Origin of the sequence: Rhodococcus sp. RD6.2 (assembly GCF_001040705.1) — a bacterium.
Classification (GTDB): domain Bacteria; phylum Actinomycetota; class Actinomycetes; order Mycobacteriales; family Mycobacteriaceae; genus Rhodococcus_G.
Genome location: NZ_CVQP01000001.1, coordinates 69,288 through 95,055, shown reverse-complemented (window position 1 = coordinate 95,055; position 25,768 = coordinate 69,288). Strand labels below are relative to the sequence as shown.

The following is a 25,768-nucleotide window of genomic DNA, read 5'->3' as shown; positions in this document are numbered from 1 at the left end:
GAACGCTAGGTGTCATTCGGAGACGGCGGGCTGATCAACCGAACATTGGTAAGTCCACCCTGGTTGATGCAATCCTCGGCAAGATCGTGGACCTGTTGGTAGTAGTCGAGGCTGTCGGCGTCCGCGCGGACTGTCACCACCACCGGGTTGTATCGTGCGAGAGGAAGGGACGTCCCGTCGTAAACGTACCCGGAGTTGTCGACCGTCTGGATGATCATGGGCGCCCCGCCGGTCCACTCAATCCCGATTCTCACGTCGTACTCGTTCGTGCCTCGTCGTTCGCTCACCGCACGGATCAAGCCCATGAGGTCGGCAATGGCGCACTCGATCGCCGAGGAGTCGATGCGTTCCCCGGGATTGTTTTGGTTTGGCCCCGATGGATGCCCGCCAACGGCGGTAGCAAGGGTGACAGCCCCGTCGTGATGACAGCTCGCCCACGACTCTTTCCATCGAGAGTGTTGCGATTCTGCAGTGTTCGCTGCGACCCAACGGCGCAGTCCGGGTCGTGGATTGAGGCGATCTACTGCCTCAAGCGGATGGATCCCGCCTCGGCCGGCGAAGTAGACGCCGTGGACGAGTGCCGCCTCGAAAATCTCGCCAGCCTGGCCACGCGGTGGACGAACGGGCTGGGAGGCAGGCAGACGTGGGGACGCCACAGCGATGAACCAGGCGCGCTGGTTGGTGTCTCTGCCAGAGGCCGCGTCGCGGTAGAGATTCGCGAGCGCTTCTGCCTCGTGGCGGCGCTCGTCAAACCGTGCCCGATACATGGCTTCGATCTGACGCTCTTTCATCCACACGGTGTCTGCGTCGTTGCGGATCGGTGCCCCGAAGTACTCGTTCCTGTAGATGAGGTGAGGACCGTCTGCACTCGCCGGGACCAAAACGGCTACCGCTCTTCTTCCGGGGTTACCAACCTCACGAATACCCAGTCCAAAGATCGGCGGACTGATCGCTGTCACGGCTGCACTTCGCAGCGCCCGTTCGTGGGTTTCGGTGAGCTCCCCGACGTCGAGTCGCTTGATTGCCGCCTTCTGCGACTCCTCGATCCCGTAGATGATCGTGCCACCACCACTGTTGGCCATCGCGGCAATGTCCTTCGGATAGTCCGTGGACTGCAGCGCTTTGGCCGGTGGGAGTTCGGACTTCCAGTCCAGGTCGTCGGTTTCCTTGACTCCGTTCTCGACGGCGGCGTCGAGCAACTCGTCGGTGATGGGTCCTGGTTCCCGACCGAGCAGGCGGTGGATCGCGGTGAAGTCCATGGGATCACTCTCTACCATCGACAGCACAACGAGGGGTTTAGGGGCTGCGTACCGGCACGCGCCCTACCGGTGCAACGATTCGGGCGCGGCGGCGGCGATCCGAATCACCTGACCGAGCGCTTCGCGCCGATCGCAGACCACCTATCCCGGTACCGGTTTGGCTCCTCGCCGTCGACGCGTTGGTATCCACCGCTTCGACTCACCTTGATCCGCACTGATGTGACGCCGAACGAGACTGAGCAACCACGCCCTGGACAATTGGAACATCACCAACGGGCCGTTCTTCGCTGACCTGTTCCCGCCGACCGAACCACGGAAAGCGATCGTGTCGGCCCGGACCTGCGCACCGCAATCGAGAATGCGCTGATGTCGTACACCCGCCCAGGCTCGCCCCATCAGGTAGCAGGACGGCCGTGCGCCGGTGATTCGTTCCACAGCAGTCCGCGCCTGCCAGTCCGGTCGCGACGACTGGCGAAACTGGGCGAAGCTTCCATCGGCGGCGCCTCGGTCATCCCGATGAACCGTTGCACGTACTCGTCAAACCCTGACATTGCGGCATCCGCCCCCTTGGTTCAATTTTCAACCAGGGAGAGAAGCGGCCTACACTGGGTGGGCCACCGCACTCCAGCCGTTCGGACGCGCCCCTCCCCCCACCCTCAAGCCGTCCGATGGCCAACACGCAGCCACCCGCAGGGATCGTTCAAATGAACGCCCTAAACGGAGCAAGCTATGGCCGCCACGAACCTGAGACTGATTGAAGGTTGCGTTCGCATCGTCGTTCTTTCAGTTGGACGAGAGCGCCGCCTCGCGGTCATGTCCCTGCCGTCGGGCATCATTTGCGATTATGACCGTCACCGTGAACCCTTTGGATTTCGAGCTGATCTGGCCACGCGAGCTGCTCAGATCTGAACTTTCTGCACTAATAAATGCTGACGTTGGAAGTCAGGAATGGGCACAACGCGTTGAATTGCTTCTCGAGGATGCCTTCGCCGACTTCGCAGCACGTGATCACTTCGCTTCGATCTCCAGCGAAAGCTGGCACAGATCTGGTGGCGCCAGAGTAGATCAGCGAAGGCAGTTCATGGCGGAAATCCTCCGACACCTCGACTCATTTCCGGAGCCGAGAGAGCGGCCGGCGTACTGGTCTGAACGCAACGCTGGCGTCGTACCCCGTGCGCTGACGATCGAGGCAACCACGCGTGAGTTCGGTCGACTGATCGACGAACTCGACCGAAAGGGATACTTCGAGCATGCATTCACGAAGGACTGTGTCGACGATCCGGCAACCGTTGATCCGTCTGGTCTGATTGAGACGCACATCGGTATTCCGGATATGTGGCCGATCGACCCGAAACGGCTCGCTGCGGACACCGACAGGTTCTTCGACCTGATCGAAGTTCTGCACGACCTGGTCGCCAGGCCACGCAACCGCGACCTTCACCCTTACTCGGGCTGCGGCTGGCATTACAGCGAGTTCTCCCGATCGGCCGGTCGACAACTGTACATCTGGCGCGTCAACCGACTCCTCGACCGCAGCAGTATCGATCTCCGGCTCGCCGACAACGGCGAAGACACGGGCAGGCTTGTTGAGGTGACCGACGACGCACGGACGGACCTGGTCACTGACATGCTCACCCGGGATGATCCGCGGACCGGAGGCCGGATACGGCATGCCATCACCTTGTTCCGCGCTCGCGGAGCGACCGATCACGACAAGCGTTCGGCGGCGAATGCCCTGGCCCTCGTGCTCGAAGAGCGACGGCAACTGTTGAAAGCAGAGCTGCTCAAAGACGACGAGTCGGCCCTGTTCCACATTGCGAACAAGTTCGCGGTCAGGCATGAAGACGGTAAGCAGCAAGGTGACTACGATCCTGCCTTCCGCGACTGGCTCTTCTGGTGGTACCTCGCAACAGTGGAGTTGACGGATCGGATCCTTGACCGACAGGAGGAGAAGCGTGCCCCGAATCGATTGACGGCGACCGACACAAGTTCCGCATTGAACGACCTGACGGGCATATCAGGCGCACCCTAACTGCCCATCGGCAGGAAGGACAGTAGTGTCACCCCGGTATCGGTTGCTGCTGCGGAGGTTGGCCAAGTCATGGGTTCTGTTCACGAGGTCATCGAGGCGTTCCGGCAGGCACCGTCGAACTCGGAACGGGGCACCAAGTTCGAGCAGCTGATGGTCCGCTACTTCCAACTGGACCCGATGCTCGCGCAGCAGTACGACCAGGTGTGGCGGTGGACGGACTGGCCCGGCCGCGACGGGAAGCCGGACACTGGCATCGACCTCGTCGCTCGCGAACGCGACACCGGCGCCTATACCGCGATCCAGTGCAAGTTCTACGAGCCGACCCACACCCTCGCCAAGGGCGACATCGACTCGTTCTTCACCGCGTCGGGGAAGAAGCCGTTCACGAACCGGGTGATCATCTCCACTACCGACCGGTGGGGGAAGAACGCCGAGGACGCCCTCGATGGGCAGTCGATCCCGGTGCAGCGGATCGGGCTCGCGGAGATCGCGGAGTCGCCGATCGACTGGGACATCGCCTGGCCGGCCGGCGAACTACAGGTCGACCTGTCGGAGGCGAAGCGGCACGAGCCGCGCACCCATCAGCAGGACGCGATCGACGCGGTGTTCGCCGGGTTTGAGGCCGGCAACGACCGCGGCAAGCTGATCATGGCGTGCGGCACCGGCAAGACGTTCACCGCCATGAAGATCGCCGAGCGCACCGCCGCCGAGAACGGCGGGAGCGCGAAGGTCCTGTTCGCGGTGCCGTCCATCTCGTTGCTGTCGCAGACGCTGCGGGAGTGGACCGCGCAAACCCAGCTCGAGCTGCGGGCGTTCGCGGTCTGCTCGGACACCAAAGTCTCCCGCTCGGCGGAGGACGTCGCGGTCCACGACGTCGCCATCCCCGTCACCACCGATGCCGCGACCCTGGTCGCCGAGATGGGTCACCGCAAACGCGCCAAAGGGTTGACGGTGGTATTCACCACCTACCAGTCGCTCCCGGTCGTCGCGGCGGCGCAGACACAGGGTGTGGACCCGTTCGACATCGTGATCTGCGACGAAGCACACCGCACCACCGGTGTCACTCTGTTCGGCGACGACGAGTCGAACTTCGTCCGCGTCCACGACGCCGACTACCTCAAATCCGAACGCCGCCTCTACATGACGGCGACCCCGCGGATCTTCGACGAGACGGTCAAGGACAAGGCCGACGAGCATTCGGCGGAACTGTCGTCGATGGACGACGAAACCATCTACGGTCCCGAGTTTCATCGCCTGTCGTTCGGGGACGCGGTCGAGCGTGGTCTGCTCACCGACTACAAGGTGATCGTGCTGACCGTCGACGAGGACCTCGTCGCCTCCCCGCTGCAGCAGCAGTTGGCGGGCGAGTTCTCCGAGCTGCGGCTCGATGATGCGTCGAAGATCGTCGGCTGCTGGAACGGCCTGGCCAAGCGCGCCGGTCGCACCCCCGACGGCACCGGCTTCGCTCCCGGTGAGGCACCGATGCGGCGGGCAGTGGTGTTCGCGAAGGACATCGCCGCCTCCAAGCAGGTAGCCGAGGTGTTCCCCTCCGTGGTGGACGCCTACCGTGACCTGCTCGCGGAGAACGAGAACGACGGGCACGCGGTGTCGTCGACGAACCTTGATCTCGCGTGCTCTGTCCACCATGTCGACGGCACCTTCAACGCTCTGCAGCGCAACGCCGAACTCGCCTGGCTCAAAGCGCCGGTCCCGGAGGGGGAGTGCCGGATCCTGACCAACGCCCGCTGCCTGTCCGAAGGCGTGGACGTGCCGGCTCTGGATGCGGTGATGTTCCTCAACCCCCGCAATTCCGTGGTCGACGTCGTGCAGTCGGTGGGCCGGGTGATGCGCAAGGCCGACGGCAAGGACTACGGCTACATCATCCTGCCGGTCGCCGTCCCGGCTGGTATCTCACCGTCGCAGGCACTCTCGGACAACCGCCGGTTCAAGGTGGTCTGGCAGGTCCTCAACGCCCTGCGCGCGCATGACGACCGGTTCAACGCGATGGTCAATTCCATCGCCCTCAACGCCAAGTCCGATATGAAGGCAGGCAAGGGAACCGACCGGCTCCTCGGCGACCACATCGGCCCGGTCACGAATTCCGACGAAACCTTCAGCGACGGCACATCCAGCACATCCAGCACCTCACCCGAAACTGCCGAGTCTGCACCGGATTCCGGTGGGCACATGGCGCAACAGATGGCGCTGTTTTCCCTGTCGGAGTGGCAGGAAGCGATCGTCGCGAAGATCGTCGACAAGGTCGGCACCCGCAAGTACTGGGAAGACTGGGCCACTGACGTCGCCGACATCGCCAATGCTCAAATCACCCGCATCCGCGCTCTCCTCGCCGGCTCGACCCCCGAGGTCGCGACGGCGTTCGAGCAGTTCCATCAGGGCCTGAAGGACAACCTGAACGACTCCATCACCCGAGATGATGCGATCAGCATGTTGTCGCAGCATCTGATCACCAAGCCGGTGTTCGACGCTCTGTTCGTCGAACACGACTTCGCCTCCCACAACCCGATCTCTCAGGTCATGCAGGCGATGGTCGACACACTCGGGGACTCAGGCCTCGAAGCCGAAACAGCGAAGCTCGACGGCTTCTACGCATCCGTGCGCGTGCGGGCCGCAGAGGTCACCACTGCTGGCGGCAAGCAGAAGGTGATCGCCGAGCTGTATGAGAAGTTCTTCCACATCGGATTTAAGAAGCAGTCCGAGGCCCTCGGCATCGTCTACACCCCCGTCGAGATCGTCGACTTCATCCTCCACGCTGCCGACCAGGCGTCCCGGGATGCGTTCGGCCGCGGCCTGACCGACGAAGGCGTCCACATCCTCGATCCGTTCACCGGCACCGGCACGTTCATGACCCGGCTGCTGCAGTCCGGGCTCATCCAGCCGGCCGACTTGGCCCGGAAATATGCGGGCGAGTTGCACGCCAACGAGATCATGCTCCTGGCCTACTACATCGCGGCGGTGAACATCGAATCCACCTACCACGCGATCATCGGCAGCGAAGGCGAAGCTGAATACAGCCCTTTCGAGGGGATCGTGCTCGCCGACACCTTCCAGATCACCGAGGACGGCGACAGCCTCGACGCGGTGATGTTCCCCCAGAACAACGACCGTATCGTCCGCCAGAACTCGATCCCGATCAACATCGTCATCGGCAACCCGCCCTACAGCGTCGGCCAAACCTCCGCGAACGATCTCAACGCGAACGTCTCCTACCCGACCCTGGACAAGCGGATCGCCGACACCTACGCCAAACGCTCCACCGCGCAACTTAAGAACAGCCTCTACGACTCCTATCTACGCGCCTTCAGGTGGGCCACCGACCGGATCGGCGACAACGGGATCGTCGCCTTCGTGACCAACGGCGGCTGGATCGATGGCAACACCGCCGACGGCATCCGCCTCTCCCTCGCCGACGAATGCTCCCGCATCTACATCTACAACCTCCGCGGCAACGGACGTATCGCAGGCGAGCTCGGCCGCAAGGAAGGCAGACCGATCTTCGAATTCGGCGGGTGGGGCCCTGACGGCAACGAGATCAAGAGCACTAAAGGCGGCTCCCGCGCCACCATCGCAATCACACTGCTTGTCAAGAATTCGAAAGAGTCCAAACCGGGCACCATTCATTACGCACAGGTCGGCGACTACCTGTCCGCGGGCCAGAAGATCCGCGCCATCACGGACGCTGGCAGCTTCAACGGGCTACAGCTGCGCCACATCGTGCCAAATGAGCACGGCGACTGGACCAACCAACGCAACGACGAATTTAGGCAGTGGCCTGCGATCGGGGACAAGAAGTCGAGCACCGGTCGATACGCCATGTTCAGTACCTATTCCGGTGGGCTGAAGACAAACCGCGATGCGTGGTGCTACAACTTCTCGCGCACCGGGCTCGAAAACAACATCGGCCGTGCGGTTGACTTCTATAACTCTGAGGTTGATCGCATCGATTCCATCCGGGCCTCGACCACCGCCCTTCCTCCAGTTGACTCACTCATCTCCACCAACCCCAAGCTGTTCAGCTGGGACAGAATCAACAAGAGGCAAGTCGCCCAAAGCATTCGGCTCGTCACGCAGCAGGCGGGATTCCGCTTCAGCACCTACAGGCCATTCACCAAACAACACGCCTACTTCGATGAAAGGCAGCAACTCAACAACTGCACCTACCAGCTCCCCGTGATGTTCCCCACGCCGCACCACCGGAACCTCGGGATCGTGCTGACAGCGCCGGCGTCTCATTTTGAGTTCACGCCGTTCATCACCGATCTGCTGCCGAACCTGCACCTGCTCGATACCGGCCAGTTCTTCCCCCGCTGGATCTATCTCAAGTCTGAATCGGCCGAGGGTGAGTTGGACTTCGCATCGAGTGATTCGGACGAGATTGACAAGTACGGCTACCGCCGTGTGGACAACATCACCGACGGCATCCTCGCGCTGTACCGCAGCGCGCTCGGCGAGCAGGTCAGCAAGGACGACATCTTCTACTACGTGTACGGCCTGCTCCACGACTCCGCCTATCGCGAAACCTACGCGGCGGATCTGAAGAAGATGCTCCCGCACATCCCCACACCAGAGACATGGGAACGTTTCGAGCAGCTCGCTGCCGCTGGCCGGAAGTTGGCGGACCTGCACGTGAACTACGAGGCAGTCGAGCCGTACGGCCTCGACGTGCAGTTGAAGAAGGGCGCTTCCGCGGAGGATCGTGAGACGTGGCGGCTGTCGAAGCTCAAGTGGGGCAAGAAGAAGGACCCGGACACCGGTAAGAATGTCGACGACCGCACCACGATCGTTTACAACCCGAAGGTCACCATCGCCGGTATCCCCGAGAATGCCGAACGCTACATGCTCGGGCCCCGCTCAGCGTTGGCGTGGATCATCGACCGCTACCAGGTCAAGACCGACAAGGCGTCAGAGATCATCAATGACCCTAACGACTGGTGCGACGAACACGACGACCCCACCTATATCGTCGACCTCATCAAACGTGTCACCACGGTGGCCGTTGAGACGATGAAGATCGTCGACTCGCTGTGAATTCAGAAAGTACTCGATACCGAGCGCAGGGTGAGGTGCCTCGATAGACAGCCAGCGGGTGCGCTTTCACCCGTGAAGTGCAAGCACCTTTTGCGCCTTCACCAACCGTCGAGGTGTCGAGCGTCTCGACACTTGCGAGAGATCCATCTTCTCGTGAGTCACCCCCGAAAATACCGTGACCTGCATAAATGAATGAATCTGTGTCTTCATGTACGCGAGAGACCGCGCAGGCAACTGTCGAGCGCTCGACACCTCGACAGTTGCCTGCCCCAGCGGCCTTCACTCCACCAACCGGTACACCGCCTTGCCGGATCGGTTACGGGAAACCGCCGCGAGCACCTCGCGGCCCACCATGTCGACGAGCACGCCCGGGATCGCGGAGCGATGAGCCTTCCCGGTGGCGGAGCTGTCGAACAGCCTTGCCACGTCGCGATGGGTGAACTCCTTCCCGCCGTCGAACACCTTCCGCAGCTTCGCCTCAACCTGGTTGGCGGAGTGGCGTTCGAGGTGCTCGGCTCGCGCCAGGTCCCGCTCTGCCTCGGCCTTCCCCCGGCTGGCGTTGTCCCGTCCGGCTTTCGAGCCGATCGCCGCCTGCACCTCGGCACGCACGGAGTCCGAGTGACGCATCACCACACCCGCCAGTTCCCAGTCCTCGGCGGTGACGTCGAACAATTCGGCATGGTTGTCCGGTCGGCCCGCGTACTCCAACGGGTTCGCCAGCACGTGGAACACCCGCAACAGCGCCGCCACCTTCATCCGCGTTGCCGTCGAGTGCCCGTCCAGCCCCTGCGCCCCGTACCGGCGGATGCTGAGCTGCTCGGCGCGGATCTCGGCCACGATCTGACTGGGAAACCGAAACACGCCGGCGTACACCGTTTCCGGCCAGGCGAGATCGAACGCCGGTACCGGATCGGCAAGGTCGGGGATCGTCGGGTCGATGACCTTGAAGAAGAGCACACGCTGCGGCAGGCCCCCGTCCTCATCGTCCATGACCCACCCGAGATTGGTTGGCTGCGCGCACATGACACCCGCGAACCGGTAGGTGCCGTCACCACACCCGTTGCGCTTTGCGGGGTCCGCGTACTCGACCTTCAGACTCCCTCCGGTGACGGCCGTCCGCAGTACGTCGACCACGGTGTTGCCGCTACGCGCGCTCACGGTCTTCAACTGTGTGACCTCGTCGACCCAGAACAGGCTGGCGTGGTTCGGATTCCGCCACACCCACCCCATCCCGACCACAGTAGACCCCTCCTTGACCTTCTCCATGTGGCCGTACGAGCGTGTGATGCCCTCACCCGAGCCGGGTCCGCCGGTCTCCTCGACAAGCGTGGTGTTGAGCGGGATCATCTCCTTCGCGACCTTGCCTGCAACGCCCTTGCCTTCGCCGGGCCTGCCGACCAGCGCGACGAGCAGGTTGGTCTGCATCGGCCCGCCCGAGATCGCTGGCAGCTCGACGGTGATCGGGATCAGCGCCGCGACCCGGCACAGTGCGACACCGAGCACCGCCCACGGAGCGGCCACCCTCGCGTGGGCCTGCCGTTGGATGCGTTCCAGTTCCGGCCTGGCGGTCCAGAATCGGGCCTCGGTGGGAAGCACCGTCACGTCGTCGTCCGCCAGCCGCAGCAGGTCGGCTGTCTCGGCTGCCGGATCGGCGGACGGCGTGGAGGCGAGGAGGTCGTGCCCGCGTTGCCCACACACCATGCGGTTCCACTCCGCTTGTGCGGCCTCGACGCCCCGGATCGGCCCCATCACCTGCATCCACTCCAGGCTGAGCGCCGTGAGAGCAGCTGGGACGCCGGGAGCGCCCTGTTCCGCGAGCCGGAACAACGCCAGCACGTGCCTGAGGGTCGAATCATGTCGGGAGCCCGCCCGCCCACGGAGATCCCGCATCGCCTCGTCGAGCCGCCCCCGCACCTTCGCACTCGGTTCGCCGCCCGGCAGTCCGGCCAGGATGTCCGGCACGTCCGCGACCGACGTTGTCACCGATGACCTGGCACCTGCCCGCAAGCCCTCGACCCACGTGTCCGGGAGCATCGGCAGAGACTCGACACTCGGCGGACCGTCGACCACCTTGCCGTCCGCGTCGATCCACTGGTACACACCACCGCTGGGGTGAGCCGACGGCGACACGACCATGTACCGGTGGAACCACTGGATGATCTCGATGTGACCGAGCCCCAGTTCCCGAAAGGCGAGCACCGTCACGAACCCGACCCCCGCCGGTACCCTGTACAACCTGATGCCGCTCGGGTTCCCGGTTCCCCGGCTTGTGCTCCGCACCGTAGGCGGCAGTGCGCCCCAGACCTTCTCGGCGTGAGCGAGGGTCACCGCACCGCTCTTGTCGCCGTAGTGGTCGACGTCGATGCCGATGACTGCGTACTCGTCACCGGGCACACCCGGAAGCCGCACCGCCACGTTGCCGTCCGGGTATCCCTCGATCCACGCCTCGCAGTCCGCACGCGACGGCACCGCACCCCCGTAGCCGGTGTAGCCCTTCGGTGGCGAGGACTTCGAGCCCTTCGGCAGCGGCATGACGTGGCAGTAGCCTGCGCGCCAGTACCGGTCGATCACCTCCGTGCTGTAACTCACTTCGTCATCACCGCCACGAGGTGATCGTTGGCGCTGGCGGTCTCGACTTCGGTGCGGCAGCGGTCGCACACGAGCGAGTAGATGAGCAGGTGCATCCCACGCAGTCGGGCGTGCATGCACTCGACTGTCCATAGTTCGCCGAAGCGCGGACGCCAGTCACAGCGCGAGCACCTGCGGGCAGCGTCGTTGTTCATCAACGCGGCCGCCGCCACCTCGTATGCCTTCTTGAGTTCTCGTTCAGTGGGTGCGCTGGCGGACAAGCCCACAACGGTGCTCGATGTCGTCCTTGGAGTCGTCCCCTTGTTGTTGCTCATGCCAGTTCGCCGCCTTCGACGCGCTCGGTGACGGCTTTGATTGTCCCGCGGCGAGTACAGGTGACCGGCTCGAACATCCCGTCGAGATCGGCCTGATCGACCCGGATGAGTCGCGGCCCGCAACGGAACGCGGGCAGAGTGCCGTCTGCGATCCGGCGGCGGAGAGTCCGCTCGTGCAGTCCGGTGTAGTCAGTGGCTTGTGCCAGGGACAGATAACGCTTGGGCATGAAGCCTCCACAGTATTGAGCTACTACTGTGGCGCGGCTCCGAAGATGCGTTGGCCGTCCTGACTCCGACCGTTCGTCTCCGTGATGCGCCGGGATGCCTTCACAATTCCTGGCTCTACGTTCCCTCCCCGTCGTCGGTGACAGGACAGCACCTCGGGGAGCAACATCCTCACTCTACAGGCCCCAGCGCGTGTCACGCCCCGACGCGTTGCGACATCGCACGCCGTGGCCACCTACTCCCCCGCCAGCGCACTCAGTCGCTTTGCGATCTCGGCATCACGGCCAGCCGCGACGTGCTGGTATTTCATCGCCATATTCGGCGTGGTGTGACCGAGCCTCAACATCAACTCAGCGGTCGACGCACCAGACTGGGCCGCAAGAACGGCGCCAACGTGGCGCAGGCTATGCGGCGTCAGCTCAGGCTTGCCGATCGCACCCGCGGCACGCTTGAACGGATTGCGCAGCTCCCAGTCGGACAGGTGCCCGCCGCTCTTACCGGGGAACAGCAGCGCCTCGCCCTCCTTGCCGACCGCGCCAAGGTGCCTGTTCAACACCGGCACGATGTGTGGCGGTATCGCGATCCTGCGCTTGCCGGCCCTCGTCTTCGGGGTGTCGACCAGATACACGCCGCTGCGGTACGTGACCGAGCGCTCTACCCTGATCGTCTCGCCCCTCGGCCCCACATCCTTGCGGCGCAACTCCTTGAGCTCACCCGAGCGCAGACCGCACCACGCGGTTAGCAGCACTGCGACGCGGAGATTCTCGGGCATCTCGTCCGCGAGCGCGACCAATTCAGCCGGAGTCACGAGTTCTATCTCTTTCGCACGCGACGTCTGCATTGCGGACCTGATCCGGCATGGGTTCGCGTCGAGCACTTCGTCCGAGACCGCGGTCGCACAGATCGCGTGCAGTAGCGAATAGGAGTGTGACGTCCGGGTAGGGCCTGTCTCCAGCCTTGCGTACCAGGCTCGTACGATCGCCGGGGTAATCGCCGAGACCGCAAGGTCACCCAGCACGGGCAAGATGTGCAGTCGCAGCAGATCGGCGTACAGGCCCCGCGTGCGCGCTTTCAAGGTCCGTTGCTCAAGCCAACTCGACGCGTACGCGCGCAGGGTCAGGCTGCGCTCATGTCGCGTGCCGGGCGGGCGCCAGGTGTCGAGGTCAATCTTGCGCTTTTCGGTTGCCAGCCAGCCCTCCGCATCGACCTTGGCCGCGAAGGTGCGGGGGGCCGCGTATTGCCGTCCATCCGGCCCGATGTAGGTCGCCCGGTAGTTCTTGGACTTCAACTGCTTGCAGGTGCCCCACGATCGCCGCTTGGTGGCCATGATCGAACTACTTCCGTGTTCCCTCTGCGTTCCCTTCAAGGCTACGCGCGTGACCAACTGTGTCCGCTTGCGTCACTGAGCCGAAGGGACGACCAGGCAGGTCATGCCACTTGACTAGCGACGACGCTCGTCCACCGGGGAGGTTCGATTCCTGCCGGGGTTTTCCTGGACAGCCAGGCCAGCTCGAACGACGCCGTCAGCGTATGACCCCGATCTCGATCAGCCATCTCACTGTCTCGCGGATGATCGAACCGAGTACCGGACCGACGAACGTCTCCAGGTCGAGCATCGCGACACCTCCGGTCCGGACGACAACTCGCCACTCGTTTCAAGGTGGAAGCGCGAGCTGAGTTGTTCGCAGATACGCCGGGCCGCCATCCGCGACTTCCGCTACGAAACCCGCATCCACCTCGAGTGTGGTGTGAAACACTATCGTTGCGGGCGCCGATACACGGGGTTGAGGTGAGTCCAATGCCCGAACTCCACATCGACCGCTGCGGTCGGCACATTCTCGAGAACTCCCCGACCGCACCCTGCCGGTCGCCTCCCCCATGACGATCGTCCCCGACCAGGTGGCGAGGACCGGACGCACTGCGCACGCAGTCCGGTGCGTCCAGTCCGTCGCCCCACGCTCCACTTGTCCCGACAGTGAAGGTGTACGGCCATGGAATTCTTGAGCGAACTCGTAACGGTGCTCGGCGACCTCCTTGAAGTCATGGAGAAGATGCAGGGCGGTCAAGGCGGAGGCGGAGGCGGAATGGGCGGCCTCGGCAGCCTTGGAAGCCTCGGCGGCTCCTGAGCCCCAACCAACGAAGCGGGTCCCGGTCACGTCGTGACCGGGACCCGCTTCGTCTCAGGGCACCTTCACAATCCCCGATGCCCGGGCGCGATTCGCCTGCACCGCACCACTGTGCGGAGTAAAGTCAGTCCCTGTCTTCGCCCGACCCTCACGAGGGTCACCTACCGTCCCAGCGCGTTTCGCGGTTCGTGGACAATCGCGCAGCGCGGATCACCGTCGTGTCAGCGAGAGCCCTCTCGAGAACCGTCCGACCGTGGGAGTCGCCATGAAGATGGCCAAGACCCTTGTTCTGCCCGTGCTCGTCACCGCCGCCCTCGCCGCAGGTGCGGGTCCCGCCGTAGCCCAGTTGCCGGCACCGCCACCGCTCCCCGCGCTGCCGACGGTCCCCCCGCCGCCACCGGTCGCGGCGATGTTCGCCGAGCAGACGTGGCCCGGCAACGAAACCAAGCAGGACGCGTTCAACAACATGACCGACGAGATCAACACCGGCTGGGTCAACGGAGGCCAGCAGCGGATGATGATCGGGTCCTTCGTGGGACTGGCCATCGGATGCGTGTCGATCTTCCCGAACTTCATGGCCGGCTGCATGCTCGGCAACGTCATCGGCGCAGGCGTCGGCGCGGTCGTCGGAATCGACGAGGGCAATCCGAATGCACGGCCTGCGGTGGAGAAGTTCTTCGCGACGCCGTGACACGCCCGCTGGGCCGTCACCGCGGTCCTGCCCCGCCCATTCGCCTGTGCAACAACGCCTGATCACATGGGGATCTCCATGAATATGGCCAAGACCCTTGTCATGCCCGCGCTCGTCGTCGCGACGATCGTCTCCGGCACCGGAACGGCTGCAGCACAATTGCCGGCGCCACCGCCGCTGCCCGAGCTACCCGCCCTCCCGCCGCTGCCGTCGATCCCACTTCCGGAACTGCCACCGCTGTCGCTGCCGGAGCCGGCCGCGGTCCAATTGCCGAACACGGAGCTGCCGAACCTCGAGCTCCCCGCCGTGACCGTGCCCGAGCCGATGTCGGTCCCGCTGCCGACGATGACTCTGCCCGCGCCGGTTCAGGTGGATCTACCGGCACTTCCCTCGCCGCCACAGGTCCCCACCCTCGATGAGGTGGCGCGCATGCTGGGACTGCCGCCACCACCGTCGGAACCACCCGCCGTGCTGTTCGCCAACCAGGTCTGGCCGAGCAATCAGGTAAAACGGGACGCCTTCATCGACATGTCGAACGAGGTCGTCGTCGGATGGAACAACGGCGGCCAGCAGAGAATGGTGCTGGGTTCGTTCGTCGGCCTCGCGATCGGTTGCGTGTCGATCTTCCCGAACTTCATGGCCGGCTGCATCCTCGGCAACCTCATAGGTGCGGGTGTCGGCGCCGTGGCAGGCATCGACGAGGGCAACCCGAAGGCCCGCCCTTCACTGGAGAAGTTCCTGGCGACACCCTGGTGACGCTGCGGCGCACGGCTCGTGCGCCGTCGCCCGATCGTTCAGTTGGTGGAGCCGCCCGATCGTTCAGCGGCACCGCCGCCGCGATCGGTCAGGCGGCACCGCCGCCGCGCCGCACCACCGTCAGTTTCGACACGCGTGAGGAGATTCGCCTGTCCTCGCCGTCGCGGAGCAGCGCGATTCCGGATCGGATCTCCTCGACCACCCAGGTCCCCGCCGTGTCCGAAATATGGACGAGGTCGCCCGCGTGTACCGCCTCACTCATCGTCGTCTCCACTTCCGCGTCGTCACGAGCCGCCTGGACGCCGGTCGCATGCACACAATTATCACGCGCCGACACCTGCACGCCCGGGGTCGGGTCCAGTTCACGCGGGCAATGTCAGGTGCGCACGATCGGTCACGCTGACGGTGACGGCTGCGACGAGGATTCCGATGACCACACCGACGGCGGTGTCGAGCACGCGGCTGACACCGATCTCGGGGCCGACGGTGGATCCGAGGCCGACGATGAGCAACGCCATCGGGGTCACGAAAAGGGTGCACAGACCGTAGTTGCGCGCAGCCGTCACCTCCGCGCCGATCTGCAGGACGGCGATGACGATCGCCGTCTGCCAGAAGCCGAGCGACAGTGCGATCAGCGCCGCCGCGACGACTGCTCCCGCAACGTTGCCGAGCAGTCGTTGGATTCCGCGTTCGACGGTGTGCGTGTAGCTGATTCCCTGCATGGCCGCCATCGCACCCATCGACGCCCACAGCGGGTGGTCGAGTCCGATACCGGCGGCGAGCCATCCTGCGACCGCGGCGGCGAGCACGACGCGTCCGGCATAGATCGCGACGGCCCGCGCCCCCAGTGCCGCGACACCCGATGCCAGGAAGGACGCGGGCCGGGGCAGTGCAGCAGCTTCGATGCCGGGACCGAGAATTGGACTGTGCCGCTTCGTCTTACGGAGCTCACTTTCGTGACCGACCACCGCATCGAGTCGACTGGTGTCGCCGTCGTGGAGCCAGCGGTCGAGTGCCACGTCCGCCTCGGCGAGCAGCGCGGCGAGATCGTGGTCGCGGGCGGCCGACCCGGCCGTCAGTGCGAGGTTCTCGCGCGCCGTGACGATCGCAGCTCTCGCCTCGGCGACGTCGCCGCCGCGCGGGACCCGGCCGAGCGCGCTCAACGCGCGGGCGGTGGCCAGGCGCGCAGGACCCCAGGGCAACACGGCGAACGGCATGAGCGCCACACCCAACCCGACGGCGGCGCCGAGAGCAGCAGCGCCCACCGCGACGCCGAGTTGCGTCCCGGTTCCCGTGAACCCGACGGCCGCGGTCGCGGCGAAGACGAGGATCACGGGTCCCGGTCCGCCGACACGGAAGGCATGCAGGAGGGCTGCGGCGACCCCCGACCCGAGAGCCATGACGCCGATCTGCGCCCACATCGGGATTCCACTCAGCGCGATGAGTCCACCGGCGAGAACCGACGCGACCACGGCCACTCCGACGAAGCCGACCTTCTGCGCGGTCCGGCGCAGCGGCTCGTGACGGGAGAAGGCCGTCGACAGCGCACCGAGAAGCGCGAATCCGGCGATCGAGGCGTGCCCGGCAAGCCCGAACGCGACCAGGACGACCGTTGCCGCGAGGCCGACCCGCAGCGACACCGCGAGGGTGGCATCGGCCGACCTGACCCGAAACGAGCGCCGCCACACGGCTGCGGACACCGAGTGCGCGAGGGCGCCGCGGGCATGACTGAGCCGGCTCGGGTCGGCAGCGAGTGTGGGCATGCCGTCGACCATATCAATATTTCACTAGTAAAATACATACGAAACTGATGTGAACCATGCCGCTACCATGTGCAGATGCCGCCGACAGCCAGCAGCGAGCCGGGCGAGAACGCCACGGGCGACTTCATCGACCACGTCCGCCGGCAGTGGCACGACACCCGCCCCGACCTCGACACCGACCCGATCGACGTGCTCGGGCGAATCACCCGGATCAGCTCACTCGCCCTGCACCAACTGGACCGCGCCCTCGCGGGAAGTGGCGTTTCCCGGGCCGAGTTCGAGTTCCTGTGCGCACTCGCGCGGAGCGACCGGCCACTGCGGGCGTCGGAGGTCACCACTGCGACGATGACCAGCGGGGCGTCGACGACCAAGCATGCCGACCGGCTCACCCGCGCGGGGTTCCTCGAACGCCTGCCGTTCGAGCGCGACGGACGGGTCGTCCTGCTGCAGCTGACAGACGCTGGTCGTGCGATCGTCGACGCGGAATTTCCGGCCCGAGTCGAGCGCGACCGGCGGATGCTCGACGGGCTCGACGACGGCGAGCGCGCCACGCTGACGGCACTGCTCCGCCGCGTCGCAGGCAACGTCGAGGCCTCCACGTGGTGACCGATCGGACGCGGCGTCGCGTCCGCGCGACCGATCGCCTCGGTCGTGCTGCACTAGGGTGTCCGCACTTTCACCGAAGGAGACGTCGTTGAGTGACCATGAAGTGAAGATGATCATCCTGTCGACCGACAATCTGGACGAGTCGATCGCGTTCTACACCGAAACCCTCGGCCTGCCGCTCAAGTTCCGCGACGGTGCGCATTTCGCCGCCGTCGACGGAGGCGCGGTGACCATCGCCCTCGCGACTGCGGTCGATCACCCCATCCACGGCCAGGTCGTCGTCGGCATCAAGACCCCCGATGTCGATGCGGCGGCCAAGGCCGTCGAGGAGGCGGGCGGAGGCATCGTGACGGGACCGTACGACGACGCCCACGAGCGCCGCGCCGTCGTGTACGACAACAAGGGCAACGGACTCGTCTTCTACAGCCCGCTCAAGCGCTGATCCGATTCCCGCCTCGTGAACGGAAAACGCGAGGCGGGAACGACGGACGGCGTAGCGGTGTGTCCGTCGGCGGCTCCCCTAGGCCTCGAAGGGCACCGCGTTGCCGGCCGCGTCACGAACGCCGATGCCGGCCTCGATCGCGGCCGCCAGGTCGGCGACCGTCTCCCACGTCGCCGGCGGCGCGTCCTCGAGGTTGCCGATGGTCAGCCACGTCTCGGTGCCGCGGTAGCGGACGAGTCCACGCCCCGCGGACGTCACCGTGACATCGAGGGATCCGGACAGGGTTCCCTCTTCGACAGTCATCACCGCTGCCGCGGAAGAGATCTCGACCACCTCGTCCATGCCAGCCCTCCTCTGCCGGAGCCCTGCACTGTCATGTGCGCCCACCCAGTGTGCGCCTACCCCAGCCCACTCGGGTCGACGCAGGCGGCGACCGCGGTTCGCAGCGCAGTCTGCTCCGCGGGATCGACGGTCAGTCCGTACGCCACCTTCACCCGGAGGTAGCGATCGAGGTACGTGCAACGAAACTTCCCCGGCGGCAGGTAGTTCGCCGCATCCTGGTCGCCTTTGGACCTGTTGGCCGACGGATCCGATGCCACCAGGTTGACGGCATCGTTGGCGATGCGCCGGCGCGTGTCCTCGTCCGCATCGGCTGCGCCCGACCGCCATGCCTCGGCCAGCGCGACAATGTGCTCGGCGTCGACGGCCGACGAGTCCGTCATCCACTTGTACGGCTTCAACTCGCCGGTCTCACGATCGAGGAAGCCGTACTCGTCCTGCCAACCGCCGTTCGACCCCACCGACAGATCGCAGGTCTTCGGATCGAGCCGTACCGAGCCGACAGCGTCCCGCAGCAACATCACCTCACGAGTGGTGCACCGACCGTACTGCGCGAACTCGGCACCGAAGCCGTACTCGGGCCGGTTCGGTTCCCAGTGCGGGAACTCCTCCCTGCTGTAGCCGGTCATCGGCAGTTCGGGTGCGACCTGCACCTGCGCGAGCAGTTCGGCCAGTTCGCCTGCGACGACGCCGCCCGGCGCCGAATCGGGCTTGGTCCATTCCTCGAGCACGACATAGCCGACGGCGATGATCGCGGTGAGGAGGATCGCCGCGCACACCCCGAGAAGCCGGCGCGCGGAACGAGCCACGCGCGATGTCCGCCGCGTCACCGCGATGTTCCGCCGAACTCGTCACGAGCGGGGCCGAACACCAATGGGACACTCAACGGACAACTCCTCAGTCGCGGGCAAGGCGGCCGTATTATGGCCCGCCCGACCGCCCGCGACCGCACACCACGCCGACGACATCCGCCGTGGTGACGCAGATTACGTCAGCTCGGCAGTGTGCCGCCGTGGTGTGGAGACCTACCTGTCCGTCGCGTCCTCGGGTGCGTCCGGGACGGACTCCGGCGGCGGCGACTTCCGCTCCTCGTCCTCGCGCGCCTTGCGGGAGGCCTCCCGCATCTCGAATCCGTCGCTGATCCAGTCGCCGATCTCTCGGGTGACGTCGCGGACGGCTCCGGCGATGATCATCGCGATCCGGCCGACGTGCGTGGCACCGGACTCCGTCAGTTCCTGCACGGTGTCCTTGCGCCGCTCGAACTTGCCCACCATCGTGCCTCGCTCTCAGGCCGGAACTCGGGAACGGTCGACGATAACACTTGCGGGCGGTGTCGACCGGGCCAGGAACGGCGGTAACGCCAGGGAGAAGATCTTCCCCCACACCGATCCGACCTGGCGGAAGAAGCCGCCGGAGTTGTAGGGCAGTCCGTGCTTGGCGCACAGGGCACGGACCTCCGGGGCGATCTCCGGGTACCGGTTCGCAGGGAGATCCGGGAACAGGTGGTGCTCGATCTGATGGGACAGGTTGCCCGACATGATGTGGAACAGCCTGCCGCCCTCGATGTTCGCGCTGCCGAGCATCTGTCGCACGTACCACTCCCCCCGTGTCTCGTCGGCCGTCTCCTCCTGCGTGAAACTCTGCACACCCGAAGGGAAGTGACCACAGAAGATGATCGAGTACGCCCAGACGTTGCGGACCAGGTTCGCTGTCGCATTGCCGAGCAGGGTCGAGACGAACAGCGGTCCGGTCAGCGCGGGGAAGATCACGTAGTCCTTGAGCACCTGGCGGCCCGCCTTGCGCCACATGCCCGCCAGGAGCGGTTTGACGTCGTACCAGGACCGTTTGCGCGCCATGATGTTCTCGACCTCGAGGTCGTGCAGCATCACGCCCCACTGGAACAGGAGCATCAGCGCGGTCGCGTACACCGGGTTCCCCAGGTAGTACGGCCGCCACGGCTGCGCCTCGTCCATGCGGAGGATGCCGTACCCGATGTCGCGATCGAGGTCGACGATGTTCGTGTACGTGTGGTGCATGTAGTTGTGCGAGTGCCGCCACTGGTCCGCCGGGCACACGGTGTCCCATTCGAACTCCCGCGAGTTCAGGCCCGGTTCACGCATCCAGTCGTACTGGCCGTGCATCACGTTGTGGCCGATCTCCATGTTGTCGAGGATCTTCGAGATCGACAGCGCCCCGACGGCGGCGAGCCAGAACGGGGGCAGGAACCCGAGGTACATCAGGCCGCGGCCTGCCACCTCGAACCCTCTCTGCGCCTTGATGATCGAGTAGATGTACTCGCGGTCCCGGGCGCCGAGGTCGGCGACGACGCGGTCGCGCAGTGCGTCGAGTTCGCGGCCGATGTCCTCGACCTGCTCGTGGCCGAGGACGACCGGCTCGGGGACTCCGGTGTCTGAGCGGCCGCCGAGCAGGGAGGGAAGAGTGAAGGACATTCCGAACATGGTGTGCTCCTTCTGGTGACGAATGTCAGAGGTCGAGGGTGACGTCGCCGACCGCCGCGTTGACGCAGAGCTGGATCGGCTTGTCTGGATCGTTGTCGAGCTCGCCGGTGCGCAAGTTGCGGGTGCAACCCGACGTCTTGACCGTGGTGCAGGTGAAGCAGATCCCCATCCGGCATCCGTAGTCCGGTGTCAGTCCGGACGATTCGGCCTCCTCGAGCAGGCTCCTACCCGAGTGGGATGCAGTTGTGCCGGATGCGGCGAACGTGACGGTGCCGTCGGCGTCCTCGGCGGGGGGCGCGAGCGTCGGGGTGAACTCCTCGGCGTGCAGGCGATCGCCGAGTCCGCGGCGCTCGTACAGGTCACGCACCGATGCCATCAGCGTCGCCGGGCCGCACAGGTAGGTCTGCGCCTGCGCATGCCAGGGCGCGGCCACGTCGAGATGTTCGGCACCGAACCGTCCGGCCAGGTCGCCGTCGTCCGAATGCGTGTATGCGAGAACAACCTTCACATCGGCGTTGTCTTCCGCCAGCGCGCGGAGTTCGGCGAGGTAGGGCACCGCCTCGGCGCTGTCCGCGTAGTGCAGCAACGTCACCTCACCGGCGTATCGCTCGGCAACCAGCGTGCGAAGCATGGACATCACCGGCGTGATGCCGCTGCCGCCACTGATCAGTACCACGATCGGCGGACGCGGCGTCGGCAGGGCGAACTCGCCGTCCGCCTGGGACAGAGACACCACCAGGCCCACTTCGGCATGCCTGTGGAGGTACCCGGACACCAGTCCACCCTCGTGTGCCTTGACTGTCAGCTCGATCGTCGAGCCCCCCTCGACACCGGCAGGCGAGAAGCACCGGGTGTGCCGCACGCCGTCGATCACGACGCCGATCTGCACGAACTGGCCCGCACGGTGGCCTGTCCATTGCCGGGTGGGTCGCAACGTCAGCGTGACGCTGCCCGACGCCGAGTGTCGTACCGCGACGACCTCGGCGCGCAGGTCGCGCACGGTCGCCATGGGGTCGACGAGCTCGAGATAGCGGTCGATCGAGTGCGGGGTGGCCATCGCCTCGAACAGCGACAGCATGCGGGATCGGTTCCTGGTCGGCACGGGCTAGCTCCCTCAGCGCGGTTTCAGTGAACAGTTGTACACTAATTAGTGTGACAGAAAGTCCCAGGCAGTTGTCAAGGGCAGGAGCGCTGTGACGGCCACAACAGTGATCCGCGGTGACTTCCGGTGCACAGGCATACACTCGTTCGGTGACCGCAACCGAGAGTCGAGCCGAGCGCAAGGAAAGAACCCGGGCAGCGCTGCTCGACGGCGCCCTCGGCCTGCTCGCCGATCGCAGCCTCTCCGCACTGAGCCTGCGTGAGGTGGCCCGCAGCGCGGGCATCGTCCCGACGGCCTTCTACCGGCACTTCGCGTCGATGGACGAACTCGGGGTCGCGCTCGTCGAGGACGGCATGCGGATGCTGCGGCGCATGCTGCGCGAGGCGCGCCGTGACCCGGCGCCGCGTGACGCCCGCACCTCGCTGGACATCCTGGTCCGGCAGGTCCGGGCGAACGAGGGGCAGTTCCGGTTTCTCAGCCGGGAGCGTTACGGCGGGGTCACCGAGGTTCGGCAGGCGATCGCCTCCGAATTGCGTTTGTTCTCCAGTGAACTCAGCACCGATCTCGGACGCAACCCGGCCCTGGCGGGATGGCCGCGGAGCGACCTGGACATGGCGGCGGACCTCATCGTCGGCGTGATGATGACGACCGTCATCGATCTGCTCGAGGTCACGGGCGCCGGCGAGGAAGACGTGATCGGCCGCGCCGAACGCCAGCTGCGCCTGATCATCATCGGCATGGGCGGCTGGCGTCCGGCGGCATCGTGAATCGGTGGATCAGCAGGTGGCGAGTTGCGCGGCGATGGCGTCCTTCTCTGCCTGGGTGACCCACAAGCCGTAGGCCGACTTCACCTCGACCTGCTTGGTCACGTAGGTGCACCGGTAGGACTTGTTGGGCGGCAACCATGTTGCCGCGTCACCATCGGACTTGCTGCCGTTGGTCGGGCCGTCCACGGCGAGCAGGTTACGGGGATCGTTGGCGAGGTCGCGGCGGGTGGCGTCGTCGAGTTGCTGGGCGCCCTTCTGCCAGGCGTCGGACAGGGCGACGACGTGATCGATCTGCACCGCCGTCGACGTGGTCTGCCCGCGAACGAAGTCGATCCGCCTGGCGGTGTACGGGTCGTCGAGAGTCCCGGTCGCGACGACGCAGTCCCGCGTGCCGGGCTTGAAGGTCTCGTCGACGAGGTCGCGGGCCAGGATGTCGTTGCGGGTGTCGCAGCCGTTGTGGCCGCCCGCGACCCGGACGTCGTCCGTCCAAGGGGGGCCGAATCGGTCGCGGTCGTAACCGGTCTTCGGCGCCCGACCCTTGACCGGGATCGTGTCGAGGGTCGCCAGGGCGGCTGCCGCGGCGGGCTGCGGGCCGCCGGAACTGCCGACGTCGGCGCTACCGAAGGAATCGGCATCGGCCGTCACGGACGAACAGCCGGTCAGGGTCACCACAGCCAAGGTGGCGACGATCGCCGCGGCCTTCCGGCGCGCGACAGGGTGAAAACTCAAGGGATGACTCCTCGCTCGTAAACGTACGAAGAGGAGTATCAATCGCATGTTTGTGTCAGCAGTGTGAGCCACGCGGCCACCACGTCGACCGTGACCGAGATAACGGGCGTGGCCCGCGCTCAGCCGGCCGCGGCGTACCCGGGGACCGCGATCCGGGCGACGACGCCGCGATGGTCGGCCCCCGGTAGATCGACGGCGTCGACCGCAGTCGCGGTTGCGCCGGAGACGAGGATCCGGTCGATCGACAGCAGTGGGGGCGTCGACCGGTCCGTGGGATAGGTACGCAGAACGCCGGCTCCGGCCTGTTCGGCAGCATCCCGCACCCCGTCGCCGAGCAGTGCCCGGAACTGGGCGTGGTCCCACGTCGCGTTGAAGTCCGCGGCCATGAGAACCGTGTCGGATTCGGACCGCAGCGAGTCGAGAACGCCGTGCAGACGGGACAGTTCGTCCGCCCAGATCGGGGTCTGATGGCGCGGCCACGGTGGCAGGGGGTGAGCAGCGAACATCGTCAGTGATCGGTCGCCCGGCAGCATCACCCGCGCGGACAGCGCCACCATCACGAAGTCCGGGTACTCGACCTGCTCGACAAGGGGGAACCGACTCCACATCCCGGTGCCGTCGGCACCGGAGGCAGCGGGCCGCACATAGCGGTGCGGCAGCAGGTCGTCGAGACCGGCGGCGGCAAGCGCCTCAACCGCGTCCACCGTCAGCTCGTCGACCGCGAGAAGGTCGACCTCACGCGAACGAACCTGGGCGACAACGGCATCCGGATCACCCTTGCCGAACTCGATGTTCGCCTGCATGACGACGATCTCGTCGCCCTCCGCGGCGCCGCCACCGACGTACAGCGGCACCTGGGTCGACGCCGCTGCCACCGCCACCACCGTCGCGACGGCCAACCCGGCCCAGTGTCGGACCGCGAGAAACACCAGCAGCGCCACCACCGCCCCAACCATGAGGTACGGCGCCGCCGACGCGGCCACGACCACCAGCGGGGAGGTCGCGGCGATCCAGTGTGCAGCCACCCCCACCGCTGCACCCGCAAGTGCAGTCCACCCGACCGCCACTGCCCCGCGGCGGCCCCAGCGGCGCGCGGTGTCCGAACCCGTGCGGCGGGCCTCGTCGATCGCCACGGTCACCCGACCGAGCGCAGTGCCACCAGCGCCGCACCGATGTACGGCAGGTCCGCGGGATCCGTGGGGTTCAGACCCGTCAGCTCCAGCACCCGACGCATCCGGTAGTCGACTGTGTTCGCATGCACGGCCAACGACGCGGCCGTGGCCCGCCGATTGAGCCCGGACGCGATGTATGCCTCCAACGTCTGCATGAGTTCCGGCTTGCCGCCGAGCGGACCGAGGAGCGCGGCCAGTTCACGCTGCGCGGCACTCGGGCGACTCAGCTGGTAGTCCAGCAGGACATCCACGAGGCGGTACAGGCCCGGAGCCCGGTTCGATCTCGTGACCAGTGCGAGGATGTCGGTGGTCTGCTCCACTGCGGCCGGAACGTCCGCGGGCTGGGCGACCGCCCCGGCCGCGTGGAGTTGCGCACCGAGTGCCCGCTCGAGGCGGTCCACCACGGCACGCAACTGCTCCCAATCGGGTGCACTCGACGGGCACGGCACCAACGCCAACCCCCCGCTGCTGTCGATGACGGTCAGTGCCGGCTCCCCGGTGATCCGGTCCAGTTCGCCCTGCAGACGCCGAAGCTTGCGACGCGCGGCGACCGTACCGTTCACACCGAGCCTGCGTTCGTCGTCGTTCTCGCCGATCGCGAGGCTCAGGACCAGGTACTTCGGAGCGAGGCGCAGACCGGTGCGGGTCACGACCGCATCGAGGTCCTCGCCCGCGACGAGTGCCGACATCAGGGAGCGCCGACCCGAGTTCTTCTGGCTCTCCATGATCTGTCGTTCGTCGAAGTACGCCGAGCTGACGGCGATCGACAGGCGACGGAGGAAATCGAGCACCATCGCGTTCACGACAAGCACGTCGTCGATGTCCTCCGGTCGCGCACCCCCGGACAGCGAGGCCGTCGCCATCTCCACCCCGATGTGGTAGGCGTGCAGGACCGCCTCCAGCGGGACACCCTCTTCCGCGCGCCGGGCGGCGGTGTTACGAGGTTCGGCGAGCTCGGAGTCCCGCGCCGGTCGGCGCTCGGCGAGCAGCGTGGTGAACAGTTCGATGCAGCGGAACGCGATCGCCTCGATCTCCCGCTGGGGCAGCGCCCGATAGATCGGCATCTCGTCGGCCAGCCGGGCGGCCACCGCCGAGGCCAGGTCATCGATGGAGGCGGTCAGCGACCGCGCGACATCGCGACCCGCGATCCTCAGGGGCGGGTGAGCGCCGTTGTCCACCGTCACGATCGTCCTCCCGCCAACTCGGCAACACCTGAAGCCACTGTCCTCGCCCGACGCCGCGCCGTCGAGCACAGCGCCCCACTTCTCGGACACCACATCGTCGGCACGTCCGAATCCCAAACTGCCTCTACGGCGGTAGTGTTCCGACCACCAAGTGCCGCACACCGCGA

At 65.9% G+C, this 25,768-nt stretch carries 23 protein-coding genes; 8 read left to right on the top strand and 15 right to left on the bottom strand.

The window, feature by feature from the left end:
* Positions 1 to 5: 5 nt before the first annotated feature.
* Positions 6 to 1,259, bottom strand: a complete 1,254-nt coding sequence (locus RHCRD62_RS00405; protein ID WP_050062713.1) for an AlbA family DNA-binding domain-containing protein — start codon at positions 1,257 to 1,259, stop codon at positions 6 to 8.
* An 844-nt stretch (positions 1,260 to 2,103) separates the two neighbouring features.
* On the opposite strand from RHCRD62_RS00405, the gene RHCRD62_RS00400 reads away from it, so the two are divergent.
* Positions 2,104 to 3,291 carry a hypothetical protein gene (locus RHCRD62_RS00400; protein ID WP_216596601.1) on the top strand — a complete coding sequence of 396 codons (1,188 nt, stop codon included), beginning with the start codon at positions 2,104 to 2,106 and terminating at the stop codon, positions 3,289 to 3,291.
* Between the two features lie 69 nt (positions 3,292 to 3,360).
* The gene (locus RHCRD62_RS00395; protein ID WP_050062711.1) at positions 3,361 to 8,337 is read left to right on the top strand and encodes a DEAD/DEAH box helicase; all 4,977 of its coding nucleotides are present in this window, start codon (positions 3,361 to 3,363) and stop codon (positions 8,335 to 8,337) included.
* Positions 8,338 to 8,616: 279 nt separating this feature from the next.
* On the opposite strand, the gene RHCRD62_RS00390 is transcribed toward RHCRD62_RS00395, so the two are convergent.
* The 4 genes from RHCRD62_RS00390 to RHCRD62_RS00375 all read right to left on the bottom strand — a co-directional run bounded on the left by RHCRD62_RS00390 (position 8,617) and on the right by RHCRD62_RS00375 (position 12,792).
* Positions 8,617 to 10,926 (bottom strand): bifunctional DNA primase/polymerase, encoded by a 2,310-nt coding sequence (locus tag RHCRD62_RS00390; RefSeq protein ID WP_050062710.1) that lies wholly within the window; start codon positions 10,924 to 10,926, stop codon positions 8,617 to 8,619.
* Entirely contained in the window at positions 10,923 to 11,186 is a 264-nt protein-coding gene (locus tag RHCRD62_RS26005; protein ID WP_172670978.1) for a hypothetical protein, read from the bottom strand. Before RHCRD62_RS26005 ends, RHCRD62_RS00390 begins: the two co-directional genes overlap by 4 nt.
* Before the next feature lie 50 nt (positions 11,187 to 11,236).
* Entirely contained in the window at positions 11,237 to 11,467 is a 231-nt protein-coding gene (locus RHCRD62_RS00380) for a helix-turn-helix transcriptional regulator (RefSeq protein WP_050062708.1), read from the bottom strand.
* A gap of 233 nt (positions 11,468 to 11,700) precedes the next feature.
* Positions 11,701 to 12,792, bottom strand: coding sequence for a tyrosine-type recombinase/integrase (locus RHCRD62_RS00375; RefSeq protein ID WP_050062707.1), 1,092 nt, complete (start codon positions 12,790 to 12,792; stop codon positions 11,701 to 11,703).
* Between the two features lie 664 nt (positions 12,793 to 13,456).
* Between RHCRD62_RS00375 and RHCRD62_RS26565 the strand changes: the two genes are divergently transcribed.
* From RHCRD62_RS26565 to RHCRD62_RS00365, 3 genes are all read left to right on the top strand, one after another.
* Positions 13,457 to 13,591 (top strand): hypothetical protein, encoded by a 135-nt coding sequence (locus tag RHCRD62_RS26565; RefSeq protein ID WP_301280707.1) that lies wholly within the window; start codon positions 13,457 to 13,459, stop codon positions 13,589 to 13,591.
* A 265-nt stretch (positions 13,592 to 13,856) separates the two neighbouring features.
* The gene (locus tag RHCRD62_RS00370; RefSeq protein ID WP_050062706.1) at positions 13,857 to 14,282 is read left to right on the top strand and encodes a hypothetical protein; all 426 of its coding nucleotides are present in this window, start codon (positions 13,857 to 13,859) and stop codon (positions 14,280 to 14,282) included.
* An 84-nt stretch (positions 14,283 to 14,366) separates the two neighbouring features.
* Positions 14,367 to 15,038: a hypothetical protein gene (locus tag RHCRD62_RS00365; protein ID WP_050062705.1), complete on the top strand. Its 672-nt coding sequence runs from the start codon at positions 14,367 to 14,369 to the stop codon at positions 15,036 to 15,038.
* 88 nt (positions 15,039 to 15,126) lie between these two features.
* Here RHCRD62_RS00365 and RHCRD62_RS00360 read toward each other — a convergent pair whose 3' ends face one another.
* Positions 15,127 to 15,300, bottom strand: a complete 174-nt coding sequence (locus tag RHCRD62_RS00360; RefSeq protein WP_157050754.1) for a hypothetical protein — start codon at positions 15,298 to 15,300, stop codon at positions 15,127 to 15,129.
* 100 nt (positions 15,301 to 15,400) lie between these two features.
* Positions 15,401 to 16,801 (bottom strand): FUSC family protein, encoded by a 1,401-nt coding sequence (locus RHCRD62_RS00355; RefSeq protein ID WP_050063370.1) that lies wholly within the window; start codon positions 16,799 to 16,801, stop codon positions 15,401 to 15,403.
* 75 nt (positions 16,802 to 16,876) lie between these two features.
* Here RHCRD62_RS00355 and RHCRD62_RS00350 point away from each other — a divergent pair, with 75 nt between their 5' ends.
* The gene (locus tag RHCRD62_RS00350; protein WP_050063369.1) at positions 16,877 to 17,407 is read left to right on the top strand and encodes a MarR family winged helix-turn-helix transcriptional regulator; all 531 of its coding nucleotides are present in this window, start codon (positions 16,877 to 16,879) and stop codon (positions 17,405 to 17,407) included.
* Between the two features lie 88 nt (positions 17,408 to 17,495).
* On the top strand, positions 17,496 to 17,849 hold the full coding sequence (locus tag RHCRD62_RS00345) for a VOC family protein (RefSeq protein WP_050063368.1): 354 nt from the start codon (positions 17,496 to 17,498) through the stop codon (positions 17,847 to 17,849).
* A gap of 78 nt (positions 17,850 to 17,927) precedes the next feature.
* Here the strand turns inward: RHCRD62_RS00345 and RHCRD62_RS00340 are convergent, their stop codons facing one another.
* The 5 genes from RHCRD62_RS00340 to RHCRD62_RS00320 all read right to left on the bottom strand — a co-directional run bounded on the left by RHCRD62_RS00340 (position 17,928) and on the right by RHCRD62_RS00320 (position 21,725).
* The gene (locus RHCRD62_RS00340; RefSeq protein WP_050062703.1) at positions 17,928 to 18,191 is read right to left on the bottom strand and encodes a hypothetical protein; all 264 of its coding nucleotides are present in this window, start codon (positions 18,189 to 18,191) and stop codon (positions 17,928 to 17,930) included.
* Between the two features lie 56 nt (positions 18,192 to 18,247).
* Positions 18,248 to 18,997: an HNH endonuclease family protein gene (locus RHCRD62_RS00335; protein WP_253277137.1), complete on the bottom strand. Its 750-nt coding sequence runs from the start codon at positions 18,995 to 18,997 to the stop codon at positions 18,248 to 18,250.
* 216 nt (positions 18,998 to 19,213) lie between these two features.
* Positions 19,214 to 19,462 (bottom strand): hypothetical protein, encoded by a 249-nt coding sequence (locus RHCRD62_RS00330; protein ID WP_050062701.1) that lies wholly within the window; start codon positions 19,460 to 19,462, stop codon positions 19,214 to 19,216.
* Between the two features lie 12 nt (positions 19,463 to 19,474).
* Positions 19,475 to 20,638: a fatty acid desaturase family protein gene (locus tag RHCRD62_RS00325; RefSeq protein ID WP_253277180.1), complete on the bottom strand. Its 1,164-nt coding sequence runs from the start codon at positions 20,636 to 20,638 to the stop codon at positions 19,475 to 19,477.
* 34 nt (positions 20,639 to 20,672) lie between these two features.
* The gene (locus tag RHCRD62_RS00320) at positions 20,673 to 21,725 is read right to left on the bottom strand and encodes a ferredoxin reductase (protein ID WP_050062699.1); all 1,053 of its coding nucleotides are present in this window, start codon (positions 21,723 to 21,725) and stop codon (positions 20,673 to 20,675) included.
* A 173-nt stretch (positions 21,726 to 21,898) separates the two neighbouring features.
* On the opposite strand from RHCRD62_RS00320, the gene RHCRD62_RS00315 reads away from it, so the two are divergent.
* Complete coding sequence (locus RHCRD62_RS00315; protein ID WP_050062698.1) at positions 21,899 to 22,516, top strand: TetR family transcriptional regulator; 618 nt, start codon at positions 21,899 to 21,901, stop codon at positions 22,514 to 22,516.
* Positions 22,517 to 22,525: 9 nt separating this feature from the next.
* On the opposite strand, the gene RHCRD62_RS00310 is transcribed toward RHCRD62_RS00315, so the two are convergent.
* The 3 genes from RHCRD62_RS00310 to RHCRD62_RS00300 all read right to left on the bottom strand — a co-directional run bounded on the left by RHCRD62_RS00310 (position 22,526) and on the right by RHCRD62_RS00300 (position 25,601).
* Entirely contained in the window at positions 22,526 to 23,245 is a 720-nt protein-coding gene (locus tag RHCRD62_RS00310) for an HNH endonuclease family protein (RefSeq protein ID WP_050062697.1), read from the bottom strand.
* 119 nt (positions 23,246 to 23,364) lie between these two features.
* Complete coding sequence (locus tag RHCRD62_RS00305; RefSeq protein ID WP_301280706.1) at positions 23,365 to 24,384, bottom strand: endonuclease/exonuclease/phosphatase family protein; 1,020 nt, start codon at positions 24,382 to 24,384, stop codon at positions 23,365 to 23,367.
* On the bottom strand, positions 24,381 to 25,601 hold the full coding sequence (locus RHCRD62_RS00300) for a PucR family transcriptional regulator (RefSeq protein ID WP_216596600.1): 1,221 nt from the start codon (positions 25,599 to 25,601) through the stop codon (positions 24,381 to 24,383). The genes RHCRD62_RS00305 and RHCRD62_RS00300 overlap by 4 nt, the downstream gene beginning before the upstream one ends.
* Between the last annotated feature and the right edge of the window lie 167 nt (positions 25,602 to 25,768).

What these genes read in the sequence shown, in the direction of transcription:
- RHCRD62_RS00330 (WP_050062701.1), bottom strand. Translation starts at nt 19,462, where the DNA reads ATGGTGGGCAAGTTCGAGCGGCGCAAGGACACCGTGCAGGAACTGACG.
- RHCRD62_RS26565 (WP_301280707.1), top strand. Translation starts at nt 13,457, where the DNA reads ATGGAATTCTTGAGCGAACTCGTAACGGTGCTCGGCGACCTCCTTGAA.
- RHCRD62_RS00365 (WP_050062705.1), top strand. Translation starts at nt 14,367, where the DNA reads ATGGCCAAGACCCTTGTCATGCCCGCGCTCGTCGTCGCGACGATCGTC.
- RHCRD62_RS00400 (WP_216596601.1), top strand. Translation starts at nt 2,104, where the DNA reads ATGACCGTCACCGTGAACCCTTTGGATTTCGAGCTGATCTGGCCACGC.
- RHCRD62_RS00380 (WP_050062708.1), bottom strand. Translation starts at nt 11,467, where the DNA reads ATGCCCAAGCGTTATCTGTCCCTGGCACAAGCCACTGACTACACCGGA.
- RHCRD62_RS00405 (WP_050062713.1), bottom strand. Translation starts at nt 1,259, where the DNA reads ATGGACTTCACCGCGATCCACCGCCTGCTCGGTCGGGAACCAGGACCC.
- RHCRD62_RS00370 (WP_050062706.1), top strand. Translation starts at nt 13,857, where the DNA reads ATGAAGATGGCCAAGACCCTTGTTCTGCCCGTGCTCGTCACCGCCGCC.
- RHCRD62_RS00355 (WP_050063370.1), bottom strand. Translation starts at nt 16,801, where the DNA reads ATGCCCACACTCGCTGCCGACCCGAGCCGGCTCAGTCATGCCCGCGGC.
- RHCRD62_RS00375 (WP_050062707.1), bottom strand. Translation starts at nt 12,792, where the DNA reads ATGGCCACCAAGCGGCGATCGTGGGGCACCTGCAAGCAGTTGAAGTCC.
- RHCRD62_RS00360 (WP_157050754.1), bottom strand. Translation starts at nt 15,300, where the DNA reads ATGAGTGAGGCGGTACACGCGGGCGACCTCGTCCATATTTCGGACACG.
- RHCRD62_RS00340 (WP_050062703.1), bottom strand. Translation starts at nt 18,191, where the DNA reads ATGGACGAGGTGGTCGAGATCTCTTCCGCGGCAGCGGTGATGACTGTC.
- RHCRD62_RS00395 (WP_050062711.1), top strand. Translation starts at nt 3,361, where the DNA reads ATGGGTTCTGTTCACGAGGTCATCGAGGCGTTCCGGCAGGCACCGTCG.
- RHCRD62_RS00325 (WP_253277180.1), bottom strand. Translation starts at nt 20,638, where the DNA reads ATGTCCTTCACTCTTCCCTCCCTGCTCGGCGGCCGCTCAGACACCGGA.
- RHCRD62_RS00320 (WP_050062699.1), bottom strand. Translation starts at nt 21,725, where the DNA reads ATGCTGTCGCTGTTCGAGGCGATGGCCACCCCGCACTCGATCGACCGC.
- RHCRD62_RS00350 (WP_050063369.1), top strand. Translation starts at nt 16,877, where the DNA reads ATGCCGCCGACAGCCAGCAGCGAGCCGGGCGAGAACGCCACGGGCGAC.